Origin of the sequence: Citrobacter sp. Cpo061, assembly GCF_030332845.1 — a bacterium.
Lineage (GTDB): Bacteria > Pseudomonadota > Gammaproteobacteria > Enterobacterales > Enterobacteriaceae > Citrobacter > Citrobacter portucalensis.
Map to the genome: position 1 here is coordinate 287,185 of NZ_JAOWHB010000041.1, position 18,680 is coordinate 305,864.

Annotated in this window: 17 protein-coding genes; 6 read left to right on the forward strand and 11 right to left on the reverse strand. The window is 51.5% G+C overall.

Going from position 1 to position 18,680, the window contains the following annotated elements; all coding sequences use genetic code 11:
* The first annotated feature begins 39 nt into the window (after positions 1–39).
* From lolC to cobB, 5 genes are all read left to right on the forward strand, one after another.
* Positions 40–1,239, forward strand: coding sequence for a lipoprotein-releasing ABC transporter permease subunit LolC (gene lolC, locus OGX97_RS12240; RefSeq protein ID WP_032934420.1), 1,200 nt, complete (start codon positions 40–42; stop codon positions 1,237–1,239).
* On the forward strand, positions 1,232–1,933 hold the full coding sequence (gene lolD / locus OGX97_RS12245) for a lipoprotein-releasing ABC transporter ATP-binding protein LolD (RefSeq protein WP_003832278.1): 702 nt from the start codon (positions 1,232–1,234) through the stop codon (positions 1,931–1,933). The genes lolC and lolD overlap by 8 nt, the downstream gene beginning before the upstream one ends.
* Positions 1,933–3,177 carry a lipoprotein-releasing ABC transporter permease subunit LolE gene (lolE, locus tag OGX97_RS12250; RefSeq protein WP_003030804.1) on the forward strand — a complete coding sequence of 415 codons (1,245 nt, stop codon included), beginning with the start codon at positions 1,933–1,935 and terminating at the stop codon, positions 3,175–3,177. The genes lolD and lolE overlap by 1 nt, the downstream gene beginning before the upstream one ends.
* Before the next feature lie 89 nt (positions 3,178–3,266).
* Positions 3,267–4,178 (forward strand): N-acetylglucosamine kinase, encoded by a 912-nt coding sequence (gene nagK / locus OGX97_RS12255; protein WP_279850542.1) that lies wholly within the window; start codon positions 3,267–3,269, stop codon positions 4,176–4,178.
* Positions 4,179–4,193: 15 nt separating this feature from the next.
* Positions 4,194–5,015, forward strand: coding sequence for a Sir2 family NAD+-dependent deacetylase (cobB, locus tag OGX97_RS12260; RefSeq protein WP_003832281.1), 822 nt, complete (start codon positions 4,194–4,196; stop codon positions 5,013–5,015).
* Between the two features lie 21 nt (positions 5,016–5,036).
* On the opposite strand, the gene OGX97_RS12265 is transcribed toward cobB, so the two are convergent.
* The 5 genes from OGX97_RS12265 to potA form a co-directional block, all read right to left on the reverse strand.
* Complete coding sequence (locus tag OGX97_RS12265) at positions 5,037–5,543, reverse strand: methyltransferase family protein (protein WP_235124158.1); 507 nt, start codon at positions 5,541–5,543, stop codon at positions 5,037–5,039.
* Between the two features lie 137 nt (positions 5,544–5,680).
* Positions 5,681–6,727 (reverse strand): spermidine/putrescine ABC transporter substrate-binding protein PotD, encoded by a 1,047-nt coding sequence (potD, locus tag OGX97_RS12270; protein WP_003030797.1) that lies wholly within the window; start codon positions 6,725–6,727, stop codon positions 5,681–5,683.
* A gap of 27 nt (positions 6,728–6,754) precedes the next feature.
* Positions 6,755–7,534: a spermidine/putrescine ABC transporter permease PotC gene (potC, locus tag OGX97_RS12275; RefSeq protein WP_003030794.1), complete on the reverse strand. Its 780-nt coding sequence runs from the start codon at positions 7,532–7,534 to the stop codon at positions 6,755–6,757.
* Entirely contained in the window at positions 7,531–8,388 is an 858-nt protein-coding gene (potB, locus tag OGX97_RS12280) for a spermidine/putrescine ABC transporter permease PotB (protein ID WP_218659363.1), read from the reverse strand. The genes potC and potB overlap by 4 nt, the downstream gene beginning before the upstream one ends.
* On the reverse strand, positions 8,372–9,508 hold the full coding sequence (gene potA / locus OGX97_RS12285) for a spermidine/putrescine ABC transporter ATP-binding protein PotA (protein WP_003832287.1): 1,137 nt from the start codon (positions 9,506–9,508) through the stop codon (positions 8,372–8,374). The genes potB and potA overlap by 17 nt, the downstream gene beginning before the upstream one ends.
* 250 nt (positions 9,509–9,758) lie before the next feature.
* Here potA and pepT point away from each other — a divergent pair, with 250 nt between their 5' ends.
* A complete protein-coding gene (gene pepT, locus OGX97_RS12290) occupies positions 9,759–10,985 on the forward strand; it encodes a peptidase T (protein WP_218659362.1) in 1,227 nt (408 codons plus the stop codon).
* Positions 10,986–11,087: 102 nt separating this feature from the next.
* Here the strand turns inward: pepT and roxA are convergent, their stop codons facing one another.
* The 6 genes from roxA to OGX97_RS12320 form a co-directional block, all read right to left on the reverse strand.
* Positions 11,088–12,209, reverse strand: a complete 1,122-nt coding sequence (gene roxA, locus OGX97_RS12295; RefSeq protein ID WP_218659361.1) for a [50S ribosomal protein L16]-arginine 3-hydroxylase — start codon at positions 12,207–12,209, stop codon at positions 11,088–11,090.
* Between the two features lie 92 nt (positions 12,210–12,301).
* Positions 12,302–13,765 (reverse strand): two-component system sensor histidine kinase PhoQ, encoded by a 1,464-nt coding sequence (phoQ, locus tag OGX97_RS12300; RefSeq protein WP_008784442.1) that lies wholly within the window; start codon positions 13,763–13,765, stop codon positions 12,302–12,304.
* Positions 13,765–14,436: a two-component system response regulator PhoP gene (gene phoP / locus OGX97_RS12305; protein WP_003846709.1), complete on the reverse strand. Its 672-nt coding sequence runs from the start codon at positions 14,434–14,436 to the stop codon at positions 13,765–13,767. Before phoP ends, phoQ begins: the two co-directional genes overlap by 1 nt.
* Before the next feature lie 73 nt (positions 14,437–14,509).
* Positions 14,510–15,796: a site-specific integrase gene (locus tag OGX97_RS12310; protein WP_048235615.1), complete on the reverse strand. Its 1,287-nt coding sequence runs from the start codon at positions 15,794–15,796 to the stop codon at positions 14,510–14,512.
* Positions 15,796–16,011: an excisionase family protein gene (gene xisR, locus OGX97_RS12315; RefSeq protein ID WP_003832298.1), complete on the reverse strand. Its 216-nt coding sequence runs from the start codon at positions 16,009–16,011 to the stop codon at positions 15,796–15,798. Before xisR ends, OGX97_RS12310 begins: the two co-directional genes overlap by 1 nt.
* Positions 16,012–16,077: 66 nt before the next feature.
* On the reverse strand, positions 16,078–18,549 hold the full coding sequence (locus OGX97_RS12320; RefSeq protein ID WP_279850545.1) for an exonuclease: 2,472 nt from the start codon (positions 18,547–18,549) through the stop codon (positions 16,078–16,080).
* Positions 18,550–18,680 lie beyond the last annotated feature (131 nt).

The following is an 18,680-nucleotide window of genomic DNA, read 5'->3' on the forward strand; positions in this document are numbered from 1 at the left end:
TATACTCGTGACTTTGCTAACAGCAACCAGACGGATTTCATGTACCAACCTGTCGCTCTATTCATCGGCCTGCGTTATATGCGTGGGCGTGCAGCAGATCGCTTCGGTCGCTTCGTTTCCTGGCTCTCCACCATAGGCATTACTCTCGGGGTAATGGCGCTGGTCACGGTGTTGTCGGTGATGAACGGTTTCGAGCGCGAGCTGCAAAACAATATTCTTGGCCTGATGCCTCAGGCCGTACTCTCGTCTGAACAGGGTTCCCTCAACCCGCAACAACTGCCGGAAAAAGCGGTGGTGTTGAACGGCGTCAACCGCGTTGCGCCTATAACTACGGGAGATGTGGTGCTGCAAAGTGCGCGTAGCGTGGCGGTCGGCGTGATGCTCGGTATCGATCCGGCGCAAAAAGATCCGTTAACACCGTATCTGGTCAATGTGAAGCAAACAGATCTGCAACCGGGTAAGTATAATGTCATCCTCGGCGAGCAACTTGCCGGGCAACTGGGCGTGAACCGTGGCGATCAAATCCGTGTGATGGTGCCCTCGGCCAGCCAGTTTACGCCGATGGGGCGTTTGCCGAGCCAGCGTTTGTTTACGGTGATTGGCACTTTCGCCGCCAACAGCGAAGTCGATGGCTACCAGATGCTGACCAACATTCAGGATGCCTCGCGTCTGATGCGCTATCCGGTGGGTAATATCACTGGCTGGCGTCTGTGGCTGAACGAACCGTTAAAAGTTGACACGCTGAGCCAGCAAACGCTGCCGCAAGGCACCAAATGGCAGGACTGGCGCGAGCGCAAAGGGGAACTGTTCCAGGCCGTGCGCATGGAAAAGAACATGATGGGGCTGCTGCTTAGCCTGATCGTGGCGGTGGCAGCTTTTAATATTATTACCTCGCTGGGTCTGATGGTAATGGAGAAGCAAGGGGAAGTGGCGATTTTACAAACGCAGGGGCTAACGCCGCGGCAGATAATGATGGTGTTTATGGTTCAGGGGGCCAGTGCCGGGGTGATTGGCGCGCTGCTGGGCGCTGTACTGGGTGCCTTGCTCGCCAGCCAACTGAACAATCTGATGCCAATTATTGGTGTGCTGCTGGATGGCGCTGCGCTGCCGGTCGCCATTGAGCCGCTGCAGGTTATCGTCATTGCGCTGGTGGCGATGGCCATCGCGCTGCTGTCTACGCTTTATCCTTCCTGGCGCGCTGCCGCCACTCAACCCGCTGAGGCTTTACGTTATGAATAAGATCCTGTTGCAATGCGACAACCTGTGCAAACGCTATCAGGAAGGCACTGTGCAGACCGATGTACTGCACGATGTCAGTTTTTGCGTCGGCGAAGGTGAGATGATGGCGATTGTCGGCAGCTCCGGCTCCGGCAAGAGTACGTTGCTGCATCTGTTAGGTGGGTTGGATACCCCGACTTCCGGCGACGTCATTTTTAGCGGTCAGCCAATGAGCAAGCTCTCGTCGGCGGCGAAAGCGGAACTGCGCAATCAGAAGCTGGGCTTTATTTACCAGTTCCACCATTTGCTGCCGGATTTTACCGCGCTGGAAAACGTAGCGATGCCGCTGCTGATCGGCAAGAAAAAACCGGCTGAAATCACCGAGCGCGCACGGGACATGCTGAAAGCGGTAGGGCTGGATCATCGTGCCAGTCATCGCCCGTCTGAACTGTCTGGCGGCGAACGTCAGCGTGTGGCCATCGCGCGTGCGCTGGTGAATAACCCGCGCTTGGTCCTGGCAGATGAGCCAACGGGTAACCTGGATGCGCGTAACGCGGACAGCATTTTCGAGCTTCTGGGCGAGCTGAACCGCTCTCAGGGCACGGCATTTCTGGTGGTGACGCACGACCTGCAACTGGCGAAGCGGATGAGTCGCCAGCTTGAAATGCGCGATGGTCGCCTGACGGCTGAACTGAGCCTGATGGGAGCTGAGTAATGGCTTCGCCTTTATCGTTATTGATTGGTCTGCGCTTTAGCCGTGGTCGGCGGCGCGGCGGTATGGTTTCGTTGATTTCGGTGATATCTACCGTTGGCATCGCGTTGGGTGTGGCGGTGTTGATCGTCGGTTTAAGTGCCATGAACGGATTTGAGCGTGAGCTGAACAACCGTATTCTGGCCGTAGTCCCACACGGAGAGATTGAAGCCGTAAATCAGCCGTGGAATAACTGGCAGGAAGCGCTCGACAAGGTACAAAAAGTGCCGGGTATTGTCGCCGCGGCGCCTTATATCAACTTTACCGGACTGGTGGAGAGCGGGGCGAACTTACGCGCGGTGCAGGTGAAGGGCGTTGACCCGAAACAGGAACAGCGTTTAAGCGCGTTGCCATCCTTTGTGCAAAACCACGCCTGGGATAATTTTAAAGCCGGTGAACAACAAATCATCATTGGTAAGGGTATTGCCGATGCGCTGAAGGTGAAGCAGGGCGACTGGGTGTCGATTATGATCCCTAACGCCAGTGCGGATCATAAGCTACAGCAGCCTAAACGCGTGCGTTTGCACGTGACGGGGATCCTGCAACTGAGTGGTCAGCTCGATCACAGCTTTGCCATGATCCCAATGGAAGATGCGCAGCAATATCTTGATATGGGAACCAGCGTTTCCGGGATCGCGCTGAAGGTTAACGACGTGTTTAACGCCAATAAGTTGGTGCGAGACGCGGGTGAAGTCACCAATAACTATGTTTACATCAAGAGCTGGATCGGCACCTACGGCTATATGTACCGCGATATTCAGATGATCCGCGCCATTATGTATCTGGCTATGGTGCTGGTGATTGGCGTGGCCTGTTTTAATATCGTTTCCACGTTAGTGATGGCGGTAAAAGACAAAAGCGGCGATATTGCGGTATTAAGAACCCTCGGGGCGAAAGATGGGTTGATCCGTGCCATTTTTGTCTGGTACGGCCTGCTGGCGGGTCTGTTCGGTAGCCTGATAGGCGTCGTCATAGGGGTGGTTGTGTCGTTGCAACTGACGCCGATCATAAACGGGATTGAGGCGCTTATCGGCCATCAGTTCCTGTCCGGCGATATCTATTTCATTGACTTCCTGCCATCGGAATTACACTGGCTGGATGTGATTTACGTGCTGGTGACAGCACTCGTGCTGAGTCTTTTGGCAAGTTGGTATCCGGCGCGTCGCGCCAGCAATATTGATCCTGCGAGAGTACTTAGCGGCCAATAACAACAATAATACACGACAGCATTCATGCTGCATCAAGGCGTAGCCAACGCAGAGGCATCTTGAAGGATGGCGTGTATCAAGGAGCGGTGATGTATTACGGATTTGACATCGGCGGGACCAAAATTGCGCTGGGCGTGTTTGATAAGCAACGTCGTCTGCAATGGGAAACTCGCGTTCCTACGCCTCGCGACAGCTACGACGCTTTCCTTGATGCGGTCTGCAATCTGGTGACGGAAGCGGATCAGCGGTTCGGCATCAAAGGTTCGGTAGGCATCGGCATTCCGGGCATGCCGGAAACCGAAGACGGCACGCTGTACGCGGCCAATGTTCCTGCCGCCAGTGGCAAACCGCTCCGCGCCGATCTCAGCGCTCGCCTTGACCGCGATGTGCGTCTGGATAACGATGCGAACTGTTTTGCTCTCTCCGAAGCCTGGGATGACGAGTTCACCCAATATCCGCTGGTGATGGGGTTGATCCTCGGTACGGGCGTCGGCGGCGGCCTGGCGCTTAACGGGAAATCCATCACCGGACGCAGCTATATCACCGGTGAGTTTGGTCATATTCGTTTGCCGGTCGATGCGCTGACGCTGATGGGCTTTGATTTCCCGCTGCGCCGCTGCGGATGCGGTCAACTGGGATGCATCGAAAGCTATCTTTCCGGCGGTGGATTTGCGTGGTTGTATCAGCATTACTACCATCAACCGCTGGATGCCCGCGAAATTATCGCGCTGTGGGAGCAGGGTGATGAACACGCGCGTGCCCACGTTGAACGCTATCTGGATTTGCTGGCAGTGTGTCTTGGGAATATCCTGACTATCGTCGATCCTGATTTGGTGGTGATTGGCGGAGGCTTGTCGAATTTTACCGCTATTACGACGCAACTGGCGGATCGACTGCCACGTCATCTGCTGCCGGTTGCCCGGGTACCGCGTATTGAGCAGGCACGGCACGGTGATGCCGGCGGGATGCGCGGGGCTGCTTTCCTACATCTTACCGATTAATACAAAGAGGTTGTTATGCTGTCGCGTCGGGGTCATCGGTTAAGCCGCTTTCGTAAAAATAAACGCCATTTGCGCGATCGCCTGCGTCAACGAATCTTTTTCAGAGACAGAGTGGTGCCTGAATTGATGGAAAAACCAAGAGTGCTGGTACTGACTGGAGCGGGAATCTCCGCTGAGTCAGGAATTCGAACATTCCGCGCGGCGGATGGTCTCTGGGAAGAACATCGGGTAGAGGACGTTGCGACTCCAGAAGGATTTAGTCGAAACCCGGAACTGGTTCAGTCGTTTTATAACGCCCGTCGCCATCAGTTGCAGCAGCCTGAAATCCAACCCAACGCGGCGCATATCGCACTGGCAAAACTCGAAGCCGAGCTGGGCGATCGTTTTTTACTGGTGACGCAGAACATTGATAATCTGCATGAGCGTGCGGGCAGCCAGAACGTTATCCATATGCACGGCGAGTTGCTCAAAGTTCGCTGTTCGCAAAGCGGGCAGATTCTGGAATGGACGGGCGATGTGACACCGGAAGATAAATGTCATTGCTGCCAGTTTCCGGCACCGCTGCGACCACACGTAGTGTGGTTTGGTGAAATGCCGCTGGGTATGGATGAAATTTATATGGCACTGGCAATGGCAGATGTGTTCATTGCGATTGGCACATCGGGACATGTTTATCCGGCAGCGGGTTTTGTGCATGAGGCGCGGCTGCATGGGGCACATACGGTAGAACTCAATCTCGAACCGAGTCAGGTAGGCAGTGAGTTTGAAGAGAAGTATTACGGTCCGGCAAGCCAGGTAGTGCCTGAGTTCGTTGAGAAGTTATTGAAAGGGCTGTAACGGCTATCCGGATAATACTGTTTAAGCCTGTACAAGCTGGCGGTCCTCACGCAGGGCCGCCATAATCAAAAATCCAACGATGTAAAAACAACAGATCAGCCCCAGTGCGCTCAGCCATATGGGTAGTCGGGTAATGTAAACCAGGCTGCACGAGATAATCACCAGAATAATTCCGGTATACATGGGGTGCGCAATCCAGGCAAAAATGCCGCGCGTAACCCTTTTTGCACGAGGTAAATAGTAGCCTGTCCATGTGTGGCTCTCCCCCAAATCCCATTTTCCTTTGATGACCAGCGCGTTACCTACGATCGCCAAAATCAGACATCCCCACTCCACCGGACCAATCTGATGACTGAAAAACAGGCTATAACCAAAAACCAGGATCGGTATTAAAAAGGTGAGCCGTAGCAGGCGGGTTGCGGTGACAGGCAGCAAAGGACGAGCGTTTACCGGTTGCTTACGTGGGAGAATCACCAGCGTAAATACGATCAGATTAGCCAACTCAAGTAGCAGCCAGAACGTTGTCATTGGAAGCCTCAGAAGCCGGCCTGGAATACTGTAAGCATAGCCAGAAACTGGGGAGCGGGAATCAGCCGAAAGGCGTAAAAAGTAGGGATTGGCAGGTAGCAACCCGGCGCAGCGACGCCTGCCGGGTTGCACGAGTATTAGCGTCCTGCTTTTAGCTTCTGATAATACTCTTCGTAGATAGCGCTGGCGGAACCGACATCGTTTTGCCATTCCCCTTTGTTGATGGTTTCCGCGTCAGGGTAGAGCGTTTTGTCGTTCGCGACCTCAGGACTTAACAGCTTGCGTGCTGCCAGGTTCGGCGTCGGGTAACCGATAGTTTCTGCGACTTCTTTCGCGACGTCCGGGCGCAGCAGGAAGTTAATCAGCTTCAGCGCACCTTCTTTGTTTTTCGCGTTAGCCGGAATAGACAGGCTGTCCATCCAGAAAATGCCACCTTCTTTCGGCCATACCACTTCCAACGGTGTGCCCGCCTGACGCGCAACATACGCGGAGCCGTTCCACACCATTCCCAGATTGACTTCGCCTTCCATATACGGATTGGCCGGGTTGTCAGAGTTAAATGCCGCAACGTTAGGCATCAGCTTCTTCAACTCGTTATAGGCGGCTTCAATCTCTTTGGGATCGGTGGTATTGCCGGAATATCCCAGCTTGCGCAGCGCCATCTGGAACACTTCTCGCGCATCATCCGTTAACAGCAGACTGCCTTTGTACTCCGGCTTCCACAGATCGGCCCAACTGGTGACGGTTTTCGGATCGATAGCATCGCTGTTGACGCCAATGGCCGTTGCACCCCAGATATACGGGATGGAGTAGTCATTGTTTGGGTCAAACGGCTTGTTGAGCATTTCCGGATCGAGGTTGTGGAAGTTGGTCAACGTCGACTTGTCGATCTTCTGGATCATGCCTTCTTTACGCATTTTATCGACGTAATAGGTGGACGGGACCACCAAATCGTATGCGCCGTCTTTATAGGTTTTGAGCTTGGCGTACATGGTTTCATTCGACTCGTAGGTCGAATAGATAACCTTAATGCCGGTTTCTTTGGTGAACTGTTCCAGCAGACCCGGTGGGACGTATTCAGTCCAGTTATAGAAATAGAGCGTGTTGTTGTCATTCGCGTGAGCGGCGCTCATGCCCAGTGCCAGAGCACCCGCCGCGAGCAGGTGGCGTGACCATTTTTTCATCATTTAACGTCCCCTGAATTAAGGGCCTTAGCGGCCCTTGGTTTTATCACGTGCAATAAGCTGGCTGGCAATCACCATAACCAGCGACAGAACCAACAAAATGGTCGCCAGCGCGTTCACCTCTGGTGATACGCCGACTTTAACCATTGAGTAGATTTTTAATGGCAAAATTTCATAACCCGGTCCGGTGACGAAAGATGAAACAACAACATCATCCATCGACAGCGTAAAACTCAGCAACCAACCCGCAGCCACCGCAGGCATAGCCAGTGGCAGTATTATCTTGCGCAGAATAGTTACTTCGCTGGCACCCAAATCTTTAGCCGCCTCAAGCATGCGGACATCAAAACCTTTCAGGCGAGAGTAAACCGTCACCACCACAAAAGGCAGACAAAAAGTGATATGCGAGAACAGCAGCGACCAGAAGCCCAGTTGAATGCCGATCAGCATAAACAGCACCAGCAGAGATATTGCCATCACAATATCCGGCGACATCATCACCACGAACAGCATGCCACTGACGAACGGTTTACCGCGAAAACGGTAACGGTACAGCGCAACCGCAGTGAGTGAGCCGATCAAGGTGGCAAAGGTGGCGGATAGCACCGCCATCGTCAGCGAGTGCTGCGCCGCCTGCAACAGGCTGTCGTTATTCATCAGCAGGCCGTACCATTTAGTAGTAAAACCCTGCCAGTTGATGCCAAAGCGCGAACTGTTAAAGGAGTTCACAATCAGAATGATGATTGGAATATACAGATACGCGTAGATAGCGGTCATAAAACCGCCGCGAAGCAGTCGACCGATCATTCGAGTTCCACCTTCTTGTTCAGTAAGCGGGAGGCGCGCCAGTAGATCAGCAGCATCAGACCCATCACGATGGTCAGCGTAATGCTGGTGGCTGCACCAAACGGCCAGTCGCGGATGTTCAGGAACTGAACTTTAATTACGTTACCAATCAGCAGGTTTTTCGCGCCGCCCATTAAGTCGGAAACGTAAAACAGCCCCATTGCGGGCAGCATGACCAGCAAACATCCGGCGATAATCCCCGGCATCGTTAACGGAATAATGATGCGGGTGAAGGTCTGAAGCTTACTGGCGCCTAAATCGCGTGCGGCTTCCAGCAGCGGTTTATCGAGCTTTTCAATGCTGGAATAGAGCGGCATCACCATAAACGGCAGCAGGATGTATACCAGCCCGATAATCACCGCGCTGGGAGTAAACATAATGCGAATGGGTGTATCGATAACGCCGAGCCATAACAGAAACTCGTTGAGATAGCCTTTGGTGCTGAGGAAAATTTTGAGTCCGTAGATGCGAATAAGGGAATTGGTCCAGAACGGAACAATCAGCAGGAACAGCAGCAGCGGGCGTACTTTTTCCGGCAGTTTCACCAAAAACCAGGCAAACGGGTAGCCGAGTACCAGACAGGCGAGCGTGGCAATCAGCGCCATATTGAGGGAGTGAACCAGTACCTCAAAATAGAGCGGATCGAGCAGGCGCGCATAGTTCTCCAGCGTAAAGACCATTTTGACGAAATTGGCGTCGTCACGGGTCAAAAAGCTGGTGCCGATGATCATCAGGTTGGGCAGAAAGACAAATAACACAAGCCAACCGACAATGGTGAAGATCACCACACTCTGGAATTTACTTGTGCTCTTCATCAGCCAGTACGACCTCCCAGCTTTCTACCCAGTTAATTGCCATTTTCTGGTCGAGCGAGTGGTCAAAGTCAGGATCGTCTTCGTTGAAGAATTCGCTGACCATCACCATCTTGCCATTTTCCAGTTCCACAACCGACTCCAGCGTCATGCCTTTGTAGTTGCGTTCACGCACGTAGCCGATCAGGCCTTCGATATGATTATCATCGTTGATTTCATCAACGCGCAAATCTTCAGGGCGTAACAGGACGTGCAGCTTTTGTCCGGGAACTACCGCGAAGTTGACATAAATATTGCACTCGCGGCCTTCAACGTTAGCACGAACACGCTGTTCATCCAGACGTTCAATCACCGTGGCGTTAAACATATTGATCTCACCGATAAACCCGGCGACAAACAGATTCTTTGGCTCTTCGTAGATTTCGCGCGGCGTACCGTCCTGCTCAATCTTACCATCGCGCATCACCACGATGCGGTCGGACATGGTTAGCGCTTCTTCCTGATCGTGTGTGACAAAGACAAAAGTGATACCAAGCTTACGCTGCAGTGCTTTCAGTTCATTCTGCATCTGCTTACGCAGTTTGTAGTCCAGAGCAGAGAGGGATTCATCTAACAAGAGTAAGCGGGGTTTGTTGACCACTGCTCGGGCAATCGCTACGCGCTGCTGCTGTCCGCCGGAAAGTTGATGCGGTTTTCTCTGGGCGAACTCTTCCAGTTGCACCATGCGCAGGGCTTCGGTAACGCGGGGAGAAATGTCGGCTGCGGGCGTTTTTTGCATGCGCAAACCAAAGGCCACATTTTCAAACACAGTCATGTGGGGGAATAGCGCATAGCTTTGGAAGACGGTATTCACGTAGCGATTTTCCGCTGGAACGTGAGTAATATCCTCGTTGTCCAACAAAATATGACCGGAATCAACCGTTTCCAGACCGGCAATCAGGCGAAGAACGGTTGTTTTACCGCAGCCAGAGGGGCCAAGTAGCGTAAGAAACTCGCCATTATTGATGGTCAAATCCAGGCTGGAAATCACCTCTTTGCCATCGAAACTTTTGCGAATTCCCGCTAATTGCACCAGTGGAGAAAGCGAACGCGGTTGTTTATTCAATTTTTTACTCTGTCCCATGTAAACGCAACGGATGGCTGACCGATGCGGGGTTTGTGGTTAACCACCTTGATGACTCTTAATGAGGGCCGTTATTCTACGGCAAACCATTGTAATCGCCAATCCTTGTTGCGAATTACTGACTTAGCCCTATAGTCAGAGGGGATGTCAGGGCGAAATATTCTCACTTGCGGGGATAAAAGTGACCTGACGCAATATTTGTCTTTTGTTGCTTATTGATAATGTTGTCACAAAAAGTGAGGGTGACTGCATGGATAAACTACTTGAGCGTTTTTTACACTACGTGTCGCTGGACACCCAATCAAAATCGGGCGTGCGGCAGGTTCCCAGCACCGAAGGACAGTGGAAATTATTACAACTGCTCAAACAACAGCTCGAAGAGATGGGGCTGGTTAATATTTCACTGAGCGAAAAAGGTACGCTGATGGCAACGTTACCCGCGAACGTTGCTGGTAATATTCCTGCGATCGGCTTTATTTCCCATGTGGATACCTCACCGGATTTCAGCGGTAAAAATGTCAATCCGCAAATCGTTGAAAACTATCGCGGTGGCGATATTGCGTTAGGCATTGGTGATGAAGTTTTATCGCCGGTGATGTTCCCGGTGCTGCATCAACTTCTGGGTCAGACGCTGATCACCACAGACGGTAAAACGTTGCTGGGCGCGGATGATAAAGCAGGCGTGGCGGAAATCATGACCGCGCTGGCTGTGCTTATCCAAAAAGATATTCCGCACGGTGATATCCGCGTGGCCTTTACGCCGGACGAAGAAGTGGGTAAAGGGGCGAAGCATTTTGATGTTGCGGCATTCGATGCGCAGTGGGCCTATACCGTTGACGGTGGTGGTGTAGGTGAGTTGGAATTTGAAAACTTCAACGCCGCGTCGGTCAATATCAAAATTGTTGGCAACAATGTGCATCCCGGCACCGCAAAAGGGGTGATGGTGAATGCGCTGTCGCTGGCGGCGCGTATTCACGCTGAGGTCCCGGCAGATGAAAGCCCGGAGAAGACGGAAGGCTACGAAGGCTTTTATCATCTGGCGAACATGAAAGGGACGGTCGATCGGGCGGATATGCACTACATTATTCGTGATTTTGACCGTAAGCAGTTTGAAGCGCGTAAACGTAAGATCATGGATATCGCCAAGAAGGTCGGCAAAGGGTTACACCCGGACTGTTATATCGAATTGGTGATTGAAGACAGTTACTACAATATGCGCGAAAAAGTGATTGAGCATCCGCACGTGCTGGATATCGCCCAGCAGGCGATGCGCGATTGTGATATTGAGCCTGTGCTGAAACCGATCCGTGGCGGCACTGACGGCGCACAGCTGTCATTTATGGGATTACCGTGTCCGAATCTGTTCACCGGCGGCTACAACTATCATGGCAAGCATGAGTTTGTAACCCTGGAAGGAATGGAAAAAGCGGTGCAGGTGATTGTGCGTATTGCTGAATTGGCCGCGAAACAAAAATAAAGCATGTGTAGTTGCCGGATGGCGCTTTGCTTATCCGGCCTACAATATTTCACTCCAGTAGGCCTGATAAGACGCATAGCGTCGTATCAGGCACAGTCCGCATTACCCTTCGAAGAACCAGTACCCGCTGTTGACCAGCGCGGCAAGCATGGCAAGGAAAGAAGGATCTTCCAGCGCATCCTCAAAGTTCTCAGCCGTCAGCACAATATGACTGGCCAGCGCTTCCAGCGCAGGACGATGCGGCGAATCAATTTTCTCACCGTTAGCGTAGACGTCATCGCCAATGCGCAATACGCGCAACCCGCCCAGACGCACTAACACATCACCTTGTTTCAGGGCATCATAAATTTCGTCTGGCTGATACGGTGGCTCCGGCGGGGCAATATCCAGCTCATGACGAGACTGAGAGATAAATTCGCCAAACCACTGCTGGAAATGTTCTGGCTGATTAATCAGGCCCAGCATCATTTCGCGCAGCTTATCCATCTCCTGCGGCAGAACATCTGCCGGATGATCGCGCGGTGGCAGGTCCGGATCGCTGTAATAGGTGCTGCCCAGTTCGCGTTGTAAAACGTAATCGGCGAACCCGCTGATCAGCTCGCGAGTGTTTGGCGCGCGGAAACCAACCGAATAGTTCATCGCGTTTTCTAACGCATAGCCTTCGTGCGGGAATCCCGGTGGAATGTACAGAATATCGCCGGGTTCCAGCTCTTCATCAATGATGGCTTCGAACGGGTCGACCTGAAGGAGATCCGGGTGAGGGCAGTGCTGCTTCAACTGCAGCTTTTCGCCTACGCGCCAGCGACGACGACCGGTTCCCTGAATGATAAATACATCGTACTGATCCAGGTGCGGGCCAACGCCGCCGCCGGGTACAGAGAAAGAAATCATTAGATCGTCGATACGCCAGTCCGGTAATTCACGGAACGGGCGCATCAGCGCGGCGGTAGGTTCGTGCCAGTGGTTGACCGCCTGCACCAGCAAAGACCAGTTGTTCTCGCCAAGATGGTCGTAGCTTTCGAAGGGACCATGGCTAACCTGCCATTTACCATCCTGATGGCTGACGAGTCGGCTGTCGACTTCGCTTTCCATTGCCAGTCCAGCCAGTTCGTCAGGAGAAAGAGGATCAATAAAGTTATTAAACCCGCGTTTTAAGACCACCGGGCGTTTCTGCCAGTAGCGTTCAAGAAAATCGGGCCAATTAAGTGTGAGTTGGTATTCCATAGTGAGCATCCCGCAGGCTGGTATCTGCAACCGATTATAACGGATACTTAACCTCAAGCGTGAAGTCAGTACATATTTATTACATGCGATGATTACTCGTCTTTCTGGCCCGGCTGCTGGCGGCCAAAAATAACTTCCATGCGCGCACCACCCAGCAGGCTATCACCAGCAATAATCTGCCCGTCATACTGTTCGGTGATTTCTCGCGCCACCGCCAGACCGACGCCTTGTCCTGGACGTAGCGTATCTACGCGCTGTCCGCGGTCAAACACCACTTCCCGTTTGCTTTGCGGAATACCAGGACCATCGTCTTCGACCAGAATATGCAGCTGATCCTCAGACAGTTGCGCCGAAATCTCGACAAACTCCAGACAATATTTACAGGCGTTATCCAAGACGTTGCCCAATACCTCGACAAAATCATTCTGTTCGCCCACAAAGCTGATCTCAGGTGAGATATCGAGATTAATGTTGACCCCTTTGCGCTGATATACCTTATTCAGCGCCGAGGTGAGCTTATCCAGCAACGGCGCGACCGGGTGCAGCTCGCGGCTGAGTAGGGCACTGCTGCCACGCATACTGGCGCGATGCAGGTAATAGCCTATCTGTTGGGAAATACGGCTGATTTGTTCCAGCATGATAGGCTCTGCGTCGCTGACGTTCATCTTTTCATTACGCATTGAGCGCAACGTACTTTGCAGTACCGCCAGTGGCGTTTTCAGGCTATGAGTGAGATCGGTTAACGTGGTGCGATATTTATCGTAGCGCTCACGTTCACTTTTTAAAAGTCGATTGAGATTACGAACCAGGCTGGTCAATTCGCGTGTGGTAGCGGGGTTTAGCATCTCACGATGATGTTCCTCAAGCTCACGGACTTCGCGGGCCAGCGATTCAATCGGCCGCAGGCTCCACCAGGCGGCCACCCATAACAGCGGAATGACCAGCAACAGATTGGCGACCAGCACATAAATAAACCAACTCCAGACCATATAAGAGCGCTTCAGCTCTATAGGAATGGTATCGACAACCACAATGGTCAGTTGCGGCATTCTGGCAGTGGCGGGGTAGACGTTCACCGCCACCGAGTGGGTCATTTCGGCGTCGTCATCATCTTCTCTGACTTCTTTTAACTGCTGCTGAGCGGAGTGATCTTCGCCCAGTAAAGTGCTGGTGGCGTCTACATTGGCTTCAATTTCATGAAAACCGTTCGTTTTTAGCCAGTCCGGTTGGATACTTTTCGTCAGCCAGGGAACATTGCGCTGAGCCCACAACAACTCACCGCTTTCGTTATAGATCAGCGACATTGTTGGGCTTTGCATATCGAGATTTTCAGGCAACTCGACGTTTATCTTGCCGTTTTCCCACTTTGCCAGGGTATAGAACAGATTACTTTCACCCCGCAGCAGGCGAAACGTTGTCTTATCAAAGCTGACGCTGTAGCCCACCAGAGCAACCATGCCGTAGGCCAGCGAGAGCACTAATACAACGCCTGCGGTTGCCAGTAAAAAGCGCAACCGTAGCGATAGCGGGAAAAAATGACGCAATAGTTTATTCATTAGCGCAGTTCAAAAAGATATCCCTGACCACGCACGGTGGTGATGACGTCGTCCGGATATTGCGCCTGAATTTTCTTACGCAGACGTCCCATTAGAACATCAATGGTGTGACTTTCGCGCAGCTCGGCATCCGGGTAAAGCTGCAGCATGAGCGAATCTTTACTGACCACTTTGCCATTATTACGGATGAGCGTTTCCATAATGGTGTATTCAAACGCAGTGAGCTTGATAACTTCATCATTGACGGATAACTCGCGTCGAGAGAGGTCCACCTGAAAAGGCGGAAGGGAGATAATTTGCGATGCCAGACCGCTGTTGCGGCGCATCAGTGCCTGCATGCGCGCAGCCACTTCTTCGATGTGAAACGGTTTGGTGACGTAATCGTCAGCGCCAGCGCTGAGGACTTCCACTTTATCCTGCCAGCCTTCACGCGCGGTTAATACCAGAATCGGCAGCGAAACCTCATTACTGCGCCAGCGGCGGATCAGCGACAAACCATCTTCATCGGGGAGTCCTAAATCAACGATCGCGATATCCGGCAGATGTTCATTCAGATAATAGTCCGCTTCCTTCGCATCTTCTGCATCATCCACCTGATGCCCTAAATCCTGTAACTGAACCTTGAGGTGGTGGCGTAATAAAGCATTATCCTCGACAACCAGTACGCGCATCATCGTTTCTCCCTTAAATAATGGTATGAATAGTTTAACGCTGATTATGTGGATTGAAAGCAGCGCTATGAAATTAAATAACTTTTCTCATGCTCCCTTGCCCGTGGGGGCGTCCTGGGGGCAATGCCGTTGGCATCTGATTGTTCAGCATGTTGACCTGATCCTGGTTCATATCGCCAATCCACTTGGAGTAAACCTCGTACACCATGCGCGCATCTTCATGTCCCATCTGACTCGCTATGAATGACGGGTTCGCTCCGGCCATCAACGTCCAGCATGCGTAGGTATGCCGTGACTGATAAGGATTCCTTTCGCGGATATTGGCAAGTTTAGTGCCTCGCTTCCAGCCATAGGCAATCGAGTTCTTGGAGAAGTAACTGCCTTTCCTGGACGAATATGCTGTCGGTGAAAAAACGAAGCGAAGAGATTGCTGCTCAGTTTTTCCGATCTCCCGATGGTGAAATCGAATTTCTTGCTTCGGATTAGCGCCGGTGATTTCGTATTGTTCCTTTAGTGCATCCAGCGCAGGTTTAAGCAACGTTATCGTCCTTATTCCGGCATCTGTCTTAGGGGGGACAAATACTCGCTTATTCGTCAAACTTCTGGATACGTGGATTTCACCTTTTACCAAATCAATGTCTTCCCATGCCAGGGCGCATATCTCGCCCGGCCTCATCCCCGTATGTACGGCAACAATAATGATTAATGCCTGGCTACGGGGAAGGGCGGCTATCAGAGCCTGGTACTCATGAAGTAAAAGTGGGTCGGGATCATTTTTAGATAACTTGAGTCGCGACACTCCTTCATAAGGAGCATGCAATATAAACTGGCTTCGGTTTGCGAGCTTAAGCATTTCTGATAAAACTGCCATCTGTTTATTGACTGTTGAGGGCGCGCGGCCCTGCCTGGTCAGATTCGGCATTGCCGGGTTAATAATTGTCCCGGTCAATAACTCCTTTCGGTAATGCAAAATATCGGCATGCTCAATATCTACCAGACGGGTATTTTCTCCGATTACACGCAGTAACGTATTTACGACCGAAGTAAGCGATAGCAGTGTTGCGCCAGATACCTCTAAGGCTTTGGTGTCTGTAAAAAAATCACTCAGTTCTTTAAACGTGGTGATTTTTTTGGTTGTGATGAACTTCTTAAGCGCTTTGGATTCCGGGAAACGTTCCGCATAGTCGAACTTACCGAGCTGTATTTCGCTTGTTATGAGCGCGCGAAGATTTCCAGCTTTTTTGATGTTGCTGCTGTTCACCGTCCATCCGCGAAGGACTTCGCGGCAACGTTTGCCGCGATAGGTAAATGTGATCCGTATTTTTCCATTATGCAGCTCAACGCCGGTTGGAAAGTCCATCATGCTTCCTGTACTAATTGGTTAATCTTTGGATAGTTGTACCAAAGCAGACCTTTAGAATTGTCAGTTTCCCCGAGAGCTGTCAGATGTTTGAAATGCACGCCTTCGATCCACAAATTCAACCGATAACTTTTAATTTGTCTTTCCGACAAGCCGGTCTTTTCTGTTAGTCGCGCTTCAACCATCCACTCTTCGCTGAAAATGAGTTGCGACATACATAACTCCGATGCCGCCAGCTACAACAGTACATGCTGTAGCTGGCTGTAAGTGAAAACCTAAAATCAGTTTTTTGTCAGGCGCTGCCAGATTGCAGATACGTATTTGACCTGATGCCGGGCGTCAGAAAGCGCATTGTGTATGCCGCCTTCAAATGGGATGTCGAAGCGCGGGTTGATACCGACAGATTTACCCAGTTCAACCATGGTCCTTACGTCCCTGTCATTCCAGAACGGAACAGCGAAGGGAGTCTCTGTTAATGCATATGCGCGGCGGAGAATGACGTTATCAAACGAGCATCCATTACCCCACAGCTGAACAGTGTGACTACCGTTAGCAGCATTTTCAGCAATGAAGTCAGCCAGTAGTTCAAGGGTTTCACGCAGCCCCATGGCCTCATCAACCAGAATTGCAGAGCGGGCTTCAGATGATTGTTTCAACCACCACTGAATTGTTGACGCATCCGGTTTCATGCCAAACGACATCGATGATTCAAGACTGACAACCTGGTAAAATTCGGCACCAGTGTTACCAGTTGAAGGATCAAAATATACGGCGCCGATAGAGACTATTGGTGCATCAGGACCGCTGCCCATAGTTTCCAAATCAACCATCAGGTGAGTATAAAAAGCGTTCAGGTGATCCGTATCTATATGGTGAACGGGTTCATTATTCAGGGACGCTTGAGGCTCACCAGTTGCATCAGTGCTTTCAACTGGCAAAGCTGCTGCTTCGCCCTGAGGCACATCAGGATTGGCTTTGATTTCGCTGTTGTCAGTTTTTTCCATCTGCACATCGTTGGTGGTTTCCTCGGTATTGGCTTGATGTAATTTTTCTTCGACGGCGCGCTGGCGTACCTGGTCTACGACAGAAAGCGCTGGCGCCGGCTGGTTACCCATCAGGCCATCAATGGAGAAAACACCGTTGCCCATGTTGGCGATTTCTGGTTGCTCGGCTATTGCCTTCTGTTCAGCTGTGGACTTCTCTTTAATCTCGTTTTCCCAGCTTTTTTCTGGTACGTGACCGGCTGCCGCCAGGGTTTCTTCAGTTGGGTGCTGGTGGTCGGTTTCAGTCAGGTTTTTGTTGATGTAACGGCTCAGCAGTTCCGGGAAATGGTGAGTGTTTTCTTCTGCACTACGAATAAGCGCGAAAATAGCTGCGCGGGAATAATCCAGGATGCCAGCGCGTTTGCGCAGGGCGGCGGACCACTCTTTGAACGGACTTTCGTTTTTAGAAATGATCTCTTTTGCACGACGGAAAACGCCACCAGGAATATCGTAGATGTTGAAATCCATTGGAAGTGTGGCCAGCGCAATATCAATGTCCAGAGTATCCAGCGTGTGGACAAGCTGCGGGTTGCGATCGGTCTTATTGCCTCCACCAGCGTTGGTTCCGGAGTCAGTGCGCTGAATCTGCGACACACGATTGCCCTTACACCACTCTTTAACCAGCAGCCCACGGTCAATGTGTTCAGTGTTGAACCAGGCCTTAAAGAACTGAATGACGGTGACCAGTTCAACTCGTTTTCCATCAACTGGAAAAACGGTTTTCAGCGCGCTGACAATCTTCCAGATATCGATCTCTGGCGCTTTCCTGAATGGTTCTACATTCTCGGCGGCAAGCAGCAGGTTCTGCACATAGCTGTTATCCACATCCAGTTCGAGTTCCTGAATAGTTTTCTTCTGCTCAGTATCAATATGGTAAGCATATTCTTCAGAAATAAACTGAGCTAAGAGGCGCTGGCGTAGCGGCAGAGTCGCAACGGTAATAAGCTCTGGCGTTACAGGTGGAGTGTCATGTTCATCACCCGCAACTCGTGCTTTCTTATTATTAACCCACTCCTGAACGATAAGATCCCGCTTTTCTGGTTCTTCAATCCATTCGGTAATAAATTGCTCAAATGAAGCAACGGTATAGACCTGCTCACGGTCAAAAACTTCTTTTATTGCATTTGCCAGCTTCCACTCAACATGAGCAGAAAGCTCTTTCACCGCCGGCACATTCGCAACGGCCAGTAACAGGTTTTGTACATAGAGATCATTTTCGTCCAGTACCATTTGTCCGATCTGGATGTGCTGCGCTTCGCTGATTTCCTTCTCTTCAGTGTCATTGACCAGGTGCGCAATCAGTCGCTGAGACAGGCGCAGGCGAGATATGGGGCGGAGCAACGCGGGTGCATCGCTGGTGGGTACATTGGCACTGGTGGTTTCAGGTTTTTGCTGGCAGGAAGTCTCCTGATTTTCATTATCAGGCTTCTGTTTCAGTTGCCACGTTTGTTGGTCTTCTGCCAGTTCGTAGCGATCGCACCATGTGTCATCAAGTGTGCTTTCCTCAGGAAGATCGTTAACAACAAACCAGTTGGTGCGGACAGGTAATTGATAGTCGGCGCCACGACCGACGGCAATACCGTTGTCTTCGAGAATATTGAGGATTTCGCGTTCTGCACGGGAATCTGATTTCGCAGAGAACCAGCAAAACAGGTTTTTTGCCTCAGTTGCTTTTGCTTTGGCTTTAATAAGATACGCATACGTTAACATTGCGTTCGGGCTCCATAGGATTGTAAGATACCCGGCAGCTGATGATCGCCGCCTAAGGTAGTGGTTATTGGTCAAAACTCGTTCCGGAAAGCTTTGGTCGGCTGACCGGGTACTTAACCCGCCTTGCGCGG